The following is a 10,557-nucleotide window of genomic DNA, read 5'->3' on the forward strand; positions in this document are numbered from 1 at the left end:
CCCAACGTGCTTCAAGGCGAGAGCGGAACCGGCATCCAGCGTAGTTCGTCTGGATTGCTCTGATCTGAGTCAATATAGGCTCCAGCGCAGCCCTCGGCGCCAGAAAGTTGTGACCCCATCCATGTCCACCATTGTAGACGGCATTCCAGTCAGATTCCTCAACCGTTAGCCGGCCTCGACGACGCAAGTCACGCGCGTGGGTCGGTCGCGAGTTAGCCCACTCCGACCGCCTCAAGTGAGTTCGTCAGAGGACGACTAAGGTGGCTCGGGTCCCATCCGGGCATGGCTCGATGAGGACTGCGCCGAGAGGTGTTCTGCGCTTGGTGTTCCGGGAGCCACCAATCTCGATCGCCGTCAGCGTCCCTTCTCGCTCGTCGTTGAGCAGGTGTTCGGTGATCCGCGCGACCTGCGAAGTGCCCGCGCATATCACGGATCGCCGGAGGTGCCGCGCGTGCGAGATCGCGATTCCTCCCGGGAATGACTCCGGCTCGTTCTCCCGTGCGACGACCAGGGTCCAACCGTCAGCGAGACTCATGCCCTCAACCACCGCGAGGATGCGAACCCCGTCGGTGTCACTAGTGTTCGAGAACGTCGCATGGCCTGCTGACTCCCCATCGACACGGGGCTCCAGGGTCAAGATTGATTCGGCTCCTCGGTCCTTGGCGAGGCTGATGATCTTTCCCTGCTGCTCGGCGTCGAGCCGTCCGGTGAGGAAGCCCGTGGTGACAACGACACTTCCGTGCGCGGAGCCGGGGCTACCGACGAGCACGGGAATTCTCGACAGCGCCGATGTCATGAGCAGTGCGAGCTGCCTCTCGCGACACCCGGAGGTCTTCGGCGACACCATCGGCGAATATGGCTTGGCCCTCGGTGTGGCCGGTGTGGCTGTAGATCCAGTTTTTGTATCGGAGGACGTCTTTGTCGGCAGTGCGCCGGGCGTTCTCGCCTTGCTGGTGGTCGGCTCGGGCGTCGCGTAGTGCGGTGTAGGTGGTGGAGTAGGCGCGGCTCTTGGTGGCGGTGTGACCTCGGTAGCCGAGCTGGTGCGACCAGCGTCGGAGCTTGAGATCTTGGTGTTGTGGGCGTGAGGCGAGGAGCCAACAGGTCCACAGCAGCTTCCGGCTGTGTTCGGTGAGTCGGAGGGCCGGGATCATGGAGGCGTGCTCGACGGGCCGGTCGACCGTGATGCCGCTGAGGTCGGGCTTGGTGACGTACTTGGCGATGTAGGACGCCACGGCGCGTTCGGTGAGTTCGTCGCCGGTGGGGCTCGGGTGTATCGGGCGTACATCGAGCTGCTTTCCGAACTTCAGCGTGACGGCGGTGCCGGGCACGTGGAAGGCGACCCGGCGTGTTGCGGTCCGGATGGTGTCGGTGAGCAGAATGGTCGTGGCCCAGGCCGGTGGTGCGTCGGTGGGGCCGGTGGGTCCGTCGAAACGCATGATGGCGTGGAAATGGACCGCGCCGCGTCGTTGATATTCCGCGACTTTGGCGTAGGAGATACGGATGGTCTTGCGCATCTTGGTGCGGGAGATGCCGCGCACGCTGGCGAGGTGTTCATAGAGGTTGCGGTGTAGCCGTTGCCAGAGGTCGCGGGTATGGGCGTTGAACAGCACCGCGGATTCGTAGTCGTAGCAGTCCGGGCACAGTGGTGTGCCGTTCTCGGCCGCGTCGGTTGCGTGATGGAGCGTGCAGGACAGCGGCCGGCCGTGCGGGCAGATGGGCGCGTCGCGGCGCGGGCGGCAAGGCCTGTCGGTGGTGTGCCGGTGGACGGAGCCGAAACTCGGTGCGGTGAAGGTGACGAAGACGCGCGGGTGCTCGCGGACGCTGGTGGGGACGCTCTTGCCACCGGCGAGGCCGGAGACGACGAGTTGGTAGGTGTCGCCCTGGTGGAGTCGGGCGCAGGGTTCGCAGCGTGAGGCGCGGCTGTTACCGCAGGAGATGGTGAGCCGTCCGTGCGGGTGGTGGTCGGAGTCGAGCACGTCGAGGAGGCGGCCGGTGCGTGGTTCGACGGTGATGGTCCGGCCGATGAGGTGAACCGGATTGGCGCAGCCGCCGATGTGCCGCATCCGGGCCAGCCAGGCGCGGAAGTCCGGATGGGTCGCCGCGTCAACGATGTCTCGATCGATGAAGGGTTGGTCGGGGTGGTCGTGGTGCATGGCGGTCCTCTGTTCGTGGCTGGCATGGGTCCTCGGATGCGAGAGAGAGGAGTTCGCCTCAGTGGTCGAGGCGTGGCAGGCGCGGTGTGAGGGGTGCGGTCTCGGCCACAGCGGCGTCGAGGTCTGCCGGGTCCTGGTAGGTGGAGCGCGCGCGGATCCAGCCGCCGACGTCGGCGGTGGTGATGGCGACGCCCTGATCGTGGGGAGAGATGGCTTGCACGGCGTCGACAGCGTCGGGGTGGAGATCTCCGAAGGTCATGAGGGCGGTTTCGTCGTCGTTGACGCGCAGGCAGATGCGGCCGGCCAGTTGTGCTCGGAGCGCGGTGACGCCGGAGCCGAGGTCTGAGCCGACGCGCTGACCGGCGACGATGAGGTGGATGCCGAGGGCCGCGCCGAGCTGGCCGAGCCGCAGCAGGTTCGCGGTGGCACGCTGGGTGACTTCCTTCTCGCTGCGGTCGGCGATGAGGTACAGCTCCGCCAGCTCGTCGACGATCACGACTATCGGGACCGGCCGGACGGCGTCGGGGAGTTGCCAGATGTTGCGCACCCGGTGTTCGCGGCACAGCCGCATCCGGTCTTGGGCTTCGTCGAGGAGTCCGGTGAGTACGTCGGCGGCTTCGGTGCGGTCGCAGGCGAGGGCGGAGAGGCGGGAGGCGTGTGGGGCGAGTTCCATGCCGCCTTTGCAGTCGATGCCGACCAGGGCGATCGGCCGGGTTGCCCACTGGGCGACGGCCGCGTTGATCAGGGTGGACTTGCCGGATTGGGTGGCGCCCGTGATCAGCCAGTGCGGGAAGGTGCTCAAGTCGATCACCCAGGTCTGGCCGTCTTCACGTCGCCCGATTTCCGCGAGTAGGTCCGCTGCGACGGGTGCCCGCCCGGCCTCTGCCAGCGCGTCCCGATCTTCGTGGGCGCCGGTGCCGGTAAGGGGGTCATTACGGAGGACGGTGAGGTCTACAGAGCCGCGCCGGCCGGGGGTGATACGGACCGCGTGGACGCCCCAGGCGTGGGCCATGGCTTCGGCCGCCTTGATGAACGCCTCCGGGGTCTGACCGGAATGCATCCCGATGCTCGCCGTGACTCCGAACGCGCGTGGGCGGATCTGCCACAGGACCGGTATGAGTGGGACCGCTGCCCGGCTTCGTGCCGCGCGCGGGTCGTCGAACAGCCCGGCTACCGGCCGGTCGATGGCAGAGATGTCCGCGTTCAGGGCCAGCCGACGCCAGGTCAGCCGCATTCGCGCTGCCAGCAGCAGCCAGCCCAACGTGAACCAGTACACCCGGGGAGCGCTCAGCCGTAGCGTCACGGCGACCACGAGCAGGACCAGGGCTGCGCCAGCGGCCCAGGCAGCGATCAGCGGCAGGTTCTGCACCAGGTCGTAGAGCTGTTCGGGGGTGACCCCCGCCCCGCCAGGCAGGACGCCAGACGGAGCAGGGGACGAAGCCGAGACGATGGACGACAGATGGGCGGAAAGCCCGTTTCGGACCTGCATCAGGCCTCCGCCTTCCCGGAGGTCCGACCCGACACGGCCGCGCCCGAGGTCGACACCGGACGGGGCGGCTCCGCGTGAGGCTTCGCGAACACCGACGCCGCTCGGTAGGACAACCCGTGCCGACCGTCGATCTCCCACATCGAGGCGTCCAGCTCCGTCAACCCGACCGCCGCGCCCTCCACGACCCCGACCGGCTCCGCCGCTGTCTGCACATCGATCACCGACGCCCGACGCGAATCGGCCCGCCGCACCGCGATACCGGTCACCCACAACGTGTTTCCGTCACGGTCCTTCCGCACCGCACCATCCAGCGTCGTCCGCTGCTCCGGAGCCGCGATACAAATCAGGCCGGCCAGCCGCGACAGGTCCACAGGAATGGAATTCATGACATCTCCTCGTCAGAAAAAGGGCAGCAAGCATCATTCGAGCCAGTCGCCCGAATGCGTAGCTGATATTGGTTAACGCGGTTGCAAGAGCCGATTCCGGATGGGATGCAAAGCTTCCGCGATGTGATCAGTTAAGTCGCTCTTGACCTCAGCGGCAAGCTCGATATGATGTCCGCTTTTCAAGACAAACAAAGGCAACGCAATGGGCCTGAAAGTAGCCGCATTTAACCGCTGAAACGATTGTGGCTTAGATCACTAGAAGGGCCAGCCGGACGGTTCCAATCCTGTCCCGGCACTTGGCGCCCTCTTGTTGCTGCCAGCCTTCAAGGTGCTGTGCAGTGCTGGTGGGATGTCGCCGCCCCCGATGCTGTGGTGGAGTTTTGGCAGCTTGGGGTCGGGGTCGGCCTGATGGTGCGTACGAGTTTCCTTACTTGTTCAAGGCGACCCTGCGGGTCGCGGCAGCCAGAGATAGAAGGAAAGGGGGGAGGGTCGGGAGGGGGCGTGCGGCCTTCGGCCGGTCCCCCTCCCGCCCAAAAAGAGGAAACGCAAGACTGGCCGGCTATCCCGGCTGGCCATAGCCGCAAAATACGTGTCGCGGGATTGTCCACCGCTGTTGACCCACCTAGTCGCGTCAGACAGGGCCGCCATTCGCTGTTCAGTACGAACGCTGCGGCGGCCCGCCTCCCGACTCTGAGCACGTTCTGAGGTGCTGCCGCACCGGGCAAGCCCGGCTTGCCCCTGGATGACTCGGCTTGCTTCTTGGTTGTCCCCGGCGGGACTCTGCCGAGTGATATCTCGCTCTCAACCATCCCCATGCGGCAACGGTAGAAGTGAGTGCCTCGATATGCCAAGAGATTCGACTCGTATGGAACTATTTTGCCGAGTTCGGTGAGCCCCTGAGACTTTGCAAAGCAGAAGGCCCTCGCCTCCAGCGGGGAGACGAGGGCCTGGATGAGCTGGGCTTCTGCGATGCTGCCGCCGATCAAAGCACCGTGGTCGTCGACATCGCGCTCGGACTATCCATCGCGTGATTTGACTCGGTCGCGGTCAGCGACGCTTCAAGCTCGCCGTGAACGCGCCGAACGCGACCGAGCTGACGACCAGCGCCGGACCGGCCGGGTCCTTGCTGTCGCGGACCGCGACGATCCCGGAGATGTTGTCGGCGATCTCCACGCACTGCCCGTTGGCGTTGCTGCGGGTGCTCTTGCGCCATGCTGCGCGGTTCAGGTCCACGGGTCTCTCCTTGCTCCTTACGCCAGATCCTTGGCGATTGCCTCGATCAACGCCCGGCTCTTGCTGACGCTGAGCGCGGCGCTTTGCAGGTGGCTGAAGGAAAACATAACCCGCCGGACCTCCTGCTCTCGCTCCAGATACTGCTCACCGGCCGGAGTCTCGATGTAGACGATCGGCGAGTGGATCTCGGGGTCGAACTCCAGCACCACGAACGAGCCGAACGTGCCCGGATGCCAGCCCTCGGCGAACGGCACCACGAGGATGTTGACGTTCGGCAGTTTCGTCATGTCGAGCAGGTGGCGGAGCTGCGCCCGCATCACCGCCGGTCCACCGGTCGCTCGGCGGAGGACCGCCTCATCCATGATGGCCCACAGCTCCAACGGATCATCGTTCGTGGTCAGCGCCTCTTGGCGACGGACGCGCAGCGCTGTCCGGCGGTGCGCCTCGGCGGGATCGTCCGGTCGGTTCGCGCTGACGATGACCTGTGCGTAGTCCTCGGTCTGGAGCAGGCCAGGCACTACGGCCAACTCGAAGTTCTTGACGGTCTTCGCGCCGGACTCCAGCCCGACGTAAGCCGCGTGCGCATCGGGAAGTGCTCCGAACGATGCCCACCAGCCGCGTTCCTTGCTGCGGCGCTGGAGGTCGAGCATGGTCACCCAGAGGGCCGAGCCCTCGTCCACGCCGTAGTGCCGGAGCATGACCATCAAGTCGGACTTGCCGACGGCGATGTCTCCGCTCTCGATCTTGTAGACCTTCGAGACCGAGCCGCCGATCAGGTCTGCCGTGCTGGCCGGCTTCACTTCCTTGCCTTCACGGAGAGTGCGCAACTGTCCACCCAGTTGTAGCCGCGCGATCGTCGGGCCTGTTTCCCTGGGCACGTTGTCTACCTCCGAGTTCCGCTCCTGAAGCACGGCAATCCTCTCGCTCAGTCGCGCTCGTGCGCAACTCTCAGTGACAACCGTACCGGTGAGACTCTAAAAAGTTCCATGGAACTTTTTGGAGTGAAGGGATTGAATACTCAGAAGGTGGCGTGCAAGTCTGACTGGGCGACGGCTCGTTGGAATGCCTGAGCGTCGTACCAGCGGAGAGTGGTTGCAGGTGGTCTGCTCCGCCGCTCTCCGCTGGGCTGGATCGTCGGAGTGGTTACGAGCTGAGCAGCCGGCACACGGCTTGCGCCCTCCGATTCGTACCGACGGGAGACGAGTTGAAGACCCCACTGCACAGCGATCCCGCCGTATCTGGCGCGAGGCCGGAAGTCGTCCTCCCGCAGCGCGCCCGAAGGCTCACGGCGATGACCCCGGAGGAGGTCCGGCGCAAGAGGTTCGGCATCAGACGCTTCCGCCGTGGCATCGACGCCGACGAGGTGTACGAGTACCTCGACGTTGTCGCAGCCGCGATCGACGCAGCTCTCGCCGAGGCACGCGCTGCCCGAGTGGAGAAGGACCGGGTGACAGATGGCCTCCGTCGGTGGCAGTCCCAGTTCACGCCGGACCCGACGGCCCACCAGCCCGTACCGATGGCGGTCCCGCGTTACGCCGTATCTGAGGACGCGCTCAGATCGCCCGCATGGTCCGTGGCAACCGCGAGCTACCCGGCATCCGGCCGATACCGGGTGCAAAGCCACGAATAGGAGAAGGTGAAGGCTCATGCCGACCGTGCGGCAGCCACAGGCGCCAGCTCTGCCCGTCATCGAGCGAGGGGTACGACTCGCTCTGAAGCGCGATGACTACCTTTACGGCCCGTCCTACAAGCACGTGCTCAACGTCGAGGTGGTTACGGTCGGCGCGGATCTTGCTCAGTATCCGGTCATGGAGTGGCTGTGGCTGACCGTCACCGTCAACGGCTCGGCTTCCGACGCCGACCCGATCCCGCTCTGCGTCCGGGTCGCGGCTCTTCCTGACGCCGTCCGAAACGGCAAGCAGGAGCAGTAAGCGGTACGCCCGGCACGCTGGTCTCGGTAGCGCTTGTCCTCAGACGAGCGACCATCGCGGCGCCATGAAGACCCCCGCGCGCAGGGATTCCGCCGTGCATCCCCCCTGCACGACCCTGCGCAAGGGCGCAAAGAGGAAGGCCCCAGCATCTCCCCGCTGGGGCCTTCCGCGTCTCTGTTCGCTGCTCCCGCCGACCAGGACATCAGCTAAAGCCCACGACCTTGTGCTCGCTCAGCTCGATGCCGTACCGCCGGTAGACCTTCGTGGTGTTTTCGCTGGTGAGCTGTGATTCCTCGAACCCGAGCAGCGCCGCGATCCGCCGCACTTCCTCCGGAGACGACGCTTCGATCTCTAGATACGGCGGGATCATCGGCCACTCGTCGATCTCCAGCTCGGCACCGTCGAGCACGAAGCTCGTCCGGCGGTTCTCCTGGTACGACTTCGGATGGAAACCGAGGAACCCCAGGAGTTCGTTGGTCGCGTCGAGGCTGTCGACGGTCACCTCCACCTCGTACGTGCCGTCGATGCCGTCGTGCGAGATCTCCTTGACCGCGAGCGTGGTCTTCGTGCCGGTGTCGCGCAGGCGAATCCATTTGCTTTGGTCGCCCGGCGTGATGTCGTAGACGTAGCGGCGCTGAAGCGTCGGGCCGTTGACCTTGCGCCCGCCCTTGGAGATGATCAGCTCAGCCGTCGAAGCGGGATCGACATCAAGCTTCTTCGCCTCGTACTCAGCGGGCATGGTTTTCCTCTCACAGTGATCGACCTTCGGTTAGCTGGCGGTACTCGGCGTCTCGAAGCGCCAAGACCTCCCGGCACAGATCGTGCCGGACGAATTCCTCCACGGGCATGCAGAGGTCCATGCGCTGTATGCACACGCCGACCTGATAGCCGCCCGCGGCGTCCCGGTAGAGCCGGACGCCATAGAAACCCTCCTGGCAATCGGTGCCGTTGTTGAACCTGCACCCCGCGCAGGTCTCAGGCAACCGGACGCTCCGGATCTGCTTGAACCAGACCGTACGACCACCCGGAAGCTTGTACGCCGTCCGGCTTCCGGAGACGCCGGCCGTTACGTGGTGAGCCGTCGCCACCGCGCCCAGATCGTCGAGGACCTGGAGGATGGCATCCACCGACTCCGGGCCGTCGTCCAGCGAGTTCAAGAGCCGGACGGTGAGCCAGGGGGAGTAGCCCTCAAGGAGCCGCCGCACTCGCGGCGCGTGGCCTGCATCGGGCACAACGATGTTTGCGCTCGCCCGCAGCCCGGTCCGCTCTGCTGCCGCGATCGACTCCTTCAACGCGGCGATCTTCCGCTCGGCCCGCCGAACGTTTGAGAACCGCGAATTTTGGACTTGAGCGAGTTCCTGCGGCGTCGTACCGAACACGCTGAAGTTGACCCGATCCAACCCCGCCCGAGCGCAGTCCTCCAGTACGGCAGCGCCGCGCTCGCCGTTCGACGTGATGCCGACCCGGAGGCCGGCCGAAGCGGCGACGCGGACAATATCGGCGAGGTGCGGATGCAGCGTAGGCTCGCCACCAGTCAGATGCACCTCTTCAAGCTCCAGTGCGTGGCACAGACTCGCCAGCGCCGTCACGAACTCCAGATCCGGAACGACGGCCGCCGGAACGAAACGTGCGCCGTTGGTGGCGACGTAGATCGAGACTCGACCCGAGGCACCCTGCGGCACGAACCGGCCGGACGAGCGCGAGTTGTCCGCCGCGACCGGTGTTCCCTCGTTGTGGCAGAACGTGCACGTCATCCCGCAACTGTCGATGATCTTCACCCGCAGTGTTCGATCTCGATCCACTGACACAGGTACGGATGCGGCGCCCGCATCGAAGGCACGTTGAACAGGCACGACAGACATCACTGCACTCCCGTGGGCTCGGCTAGCGTCCGGGTACGGCAGCGCCACCCAACGGATGCGCCGCCGACCACGGCGGTTGACTCGCTCGGCCCATCCGGATGTGATGCATGACCGGTAGCGAATGACTGCTAGACAGAGCGTCAGCCATCGGCAAGGCTGACTGAAGATGCGAGCCGTTTCCCACCGTTGCCTCTTGGCGTGATGACTGAAGAAGCCCCGACCCTCGGCGAGATCCTGAGGACTGCCCGCGAGGCGGTCGGATGGAGCCTGTCCCGCATGGGCCAGGCCACCGGCTTCAGCAAGCCGTACCTCTCGAAGCTGGAGACCGGCGAGAAGGAAGTAAAGTCCTGGCACATCGATGCCTACGACAAGGCGTTGGGAGGTGACTCTGTGCGTCGCCGTGCGCTGCTGAAGATGGGCGCAGGACTCGTCTCGCAAGCAGTCTGGTCTGAGCTGGAAATCCCGGCCGCTACGCCGACGCGATTTGATCCACCCGACCTGGGTGCCCTGGATGCTTCAGTCGACATGCTGACCAGCCTTGGTTTGAAGCACGGCGGCAAGGCCGCTGCTGCGGCAGCCCGAGGTCAACTGCGATATGCCGCCGCTTTGCTCGACATGGATATGCCCGACAAGATCCGCGAGTCGCTGCTGACAACGGTTGGCAGACTTGCTGATAGAACCGCCTGGTCGATGGCAGACACCGGTCAGCTCGGTAGGGCCAGCCGGATCTACGACTTTGCGCTTCTCCTTACGCCTGACTCGGCTCAGCGCTGGCTGACGCTGGTGAACCTTGCGAGCTTGCGGCTCGACGAAGCCAGTCCGCAACAGGCCCTCAATCTGCTCGACCGGGCCGAGCCGGATGTGCCCGTTCTCCGTTTCCTATTGATGTCAACGCGAGCGAACGCGTACGCGCAGCTTGGCGACTTTTCGCGAACTATCCGGTGTATCGGTGAGGCCGATGAGGCTCACGACGCCGTCAACCTATCGGACCTGCCAGCCGCGGTTCGGCCTTATGCGTCCGGGCATGATGCGCATGCTCACGCGGCTGGAGGTAAGGCGCTATATGTGCTGGCTCGTGGAGGCCATCGTAAGGCTGCGCCGCTCGCCGGTCGACGGTTGGAGGCGGCGATAGACGCTTTCGGGGCGGAGCGTGCGCGCGCTATCACGAGTTGCCGCGATCGACTAAGTAGGTTGGCCTGACGATGTTACTCAATTCCGTGGTTGCGCTATGCCAGCTAAATGATGCCAAGGCACCGACCTGGCGGGGACACGGTGTGAACATCACGAATCTCTGGATCTGATCGTCGCACGCGAGGCCACTGCGACTGCCGTCCGCGAAAACTAATCGAGTAGCAGATCGAACCCGCCGCCGAGGTGGCCGTCATCGAGGTCGAGCTAGCCTTGCTGGCGCCCACCCGCCAGACGCCGACCAAGATCCTCAAAGATCGAGTGAGCGCAGCCGAGCCGGCCGGCATCAACGAGCCAGCTAACAGATCCTCACCG

At 65.2% G+C, this 10,557-nt stretch carries 11 protein-coding genes; 3 read left to right on the forward strand and 8 right to left on the reverse strand.

The features are described 5' to 3' along the window. Positions 1-244: 244 nt before the first annotated feature. The 6 genes from J2S42_RS28260 to J2S42_RS28285 form a co-directional block, all read right to left on the reverse strand. Positions 245-796 (reverse strand): hypothetical protein, encoded by a 552-nt coding sequence (locus J2S42_RS28260; protein ID WP_307243898.1) that lies wholly within the window; start codon positions 794-796, stop codon positions 245-247. Further along, positions 756-2,153: a replication initiator gene (locus J2S42_RS28265; protein ID WP_307243899.1), complete on the reverse strand. Its 1,398-nt coding sequence runs from the start codon at positions 2,151-2,153 to the stop codon at positions 756-758. The genes J2S42_RS28260 and J2S42_RS28265 overlap by 41 nt, the downstream gene beginning before the upstream one ends. A 58-nt stretch (positions 2,154-2,211) precedes the next feature. Then, the gene (locus J2S42_RS28270) at positions 2,212-3,642 is read right to left on the reverse strand and encodes an FtsK/SpoIIIE domain-containing protein (RefSeq protein WP_307243901.1); all 1,431 of its coding nucleotides are present in this window, start codon (positions 3,640-3,642) and stop codon (positions 2,212-2,214) included. Further along, on the reverse strand, positions 3,642-4,028 hold the full coding sequence (locus tag J2S42_RS28275) for a hypothetical protein (protein ID WP_307243902.1): 387 nt from the start codon (positions 4,026-4,028) through the stop codon (positions 3,642-3,644). Before J2S42_RS28275 ends, J2S42_RS28270 begins: the two co-directional genes overlap by 1 nt. A gap of 1,047 nt (positions 4,029-5,075) precedes the next feature. Beyond that, entirely contained in the window at positions 5,076-5,261 is a 186-nt protein-coding gene (locus tag J2S42_RS28280; protein ID WP_307243903.1) for a DUF397 domain-containing protein, read from the reverse strand. Positions 5,262-5,278: 17 nt separating this feature from the next. Next, the gene (locus J2S42_RS28285) at positions 5,279-6,172 is read right to left on the reverse strand and encodes a helix-turn-helix domain-containing protein (RefSeq protein ID WP_307243905.1); all 894 of its coding nucleotides are present in this window, start codon (positions 6,170-6,172) and stop codon (positions 5,279-5,281) included. Between the two features lie 380 nt (positions 6,173-6,552). Between J2S42_RS28285 and J2S42_RS28290 the strand changes: the two genes are divergently transcribed. Together J2S42_RS28290 and J2S42_RS28295 are read left to right on the forward strand one after the other, a co-directional pair. Next, the gene (locus tag J2S42_RS28290) at positions 6,553-6,891 is read left to right on the forward strand and encodes a DivIVA domain-containing protein (RefSeq protein ID WP_307243907.1); all 339 of its coding nucleotides are present in this window, start codon (positions 6,553-6,555) and stop codon (positions 6,889-6,891) included. Positions 6,892-6,907: 16 nt separating this feature from the next. Beyond that, complete coding sequence (locus J2S42_RS28295) at positions 6,908-7,192, forward strand: hypothetical protein (RefSeq protein WP_307243909.1); 285 nt, start codon at positions 6,908-6,910, stop codon at positions 7,190-7,192. 202 nt (positions 7,193-7,394) lie between these two features. Here the strand turns inward: J2S42_RS28295 and J2S42_RS28300 are convergent, their stop codons facing one another. After that, entirely contained in the window at positions 7,395-7,931 is a 537-nt protein-coding gene (locus J2S42_RS28300; RefSeq protein ID WP_307243911.1) for a class IV adenylate cyclase, read from the reverse strand. Positions 7,932-7,941: 10 nt separating this feature from the next. Beyond that, positions 7,942-8,970: a radical SAM protein gene (locus J2S42_RS28305; RefSeq protein WP_307243913.1), complete on the reverse strand. Its 1,029-nt coding sequence runs from the start codon at positions 8,968-8,970 to the stop codon at positions 7,942-7,944. A gap of 285 nt (positions 8,971-9,255) precedes the next feature. Between J2S42_RS28305 and J2S42_RS28310 the strand changes: the two genes are divergently transcribed. Continuing rightward, positions 9,256-10,254, forward strand: coding sequence for a helix-turn-helix domain-containing protein (locus tag J2S42_RS28310; protein ID WP_307243915.1), 999 nt, complete (start codon positions 9,256-9,258; stop codon positions 10,252-10,254). Positions 10,255-10,557 lie beyond the last annotated feature (303 nt).

It is taken from the genome of Catenuloplanes indicus (assembly GCF_030813715.1).
GTDB classification, from domain to species: domain Bacteria; phylum Actinomycetota; class Actinomycetes; order Mycobacteriales; family Micromonosporaceae; genus Catenuloplanes; species Catenuloplanes indicus.

Excerpts from the sequence above, each read along its gene's own strand:
- J2S42_RS28270 (WP_307243901.1), bottom strand. The coding sequence starts at position 3,642 with ATGCAGGTCCGAAACGGGCTTTCCGCCCATCTGTCGTCCATCGTCTCG.
- J2S42_RS28265 (WP_307243899.1), bottom strand. The coding sequence starts at position 2,153 with ATGCACCACGACCACCCCGACCAACCCTTCATCGATCGAGACATCGTT.
- J2S42_RS28260 (WP_307243898.1), bottom strand. The coding sequence starts at position 796 with ATGACATCGGCGCTGTCGAGAATTCCCGTGCTCGTCGGTAGCCCCGGC.
- J2S42_RS28310 (WP_307243915.1), top strand. The coding sequence starts at position 9,256 with ATGACTGAAGAAGCCCCGACCCTCGGCGAGATCCTGAGGACTGCCCGC.
- J2S42_RS28275 (WP_307243902.1), bottom strand. The coding sequence starts at position 4,028 with ATGAATTCCATTCCTGTGGACCTGTCGCGGCTGGCCGGCCTGATTTGT.
- J2S42_RS28295 (WP_307243909.1), top strand. The coding sequence starts at position 6,908 with ATGCCGACCGTGCGGCAGCCACAGGCGCCAGCTCTGCCCGTCATCGAG.
- J2S42_RS28290 (WP_307243907.1), top strand. The coding sequence starts at position 6,553 with ATGACCCCGGAGGAGGTCCGGCGCAAGAGGTTCGGCATCAGACGCTTC.
- J2S42_RS28300 (WP_307243911.1), bottom strand. The coding sequence starts at position 7,931 with ATGCCCGCTGAGTACGAGGCGAAGAAGCTTGATGTCGATCCCGCTTCG.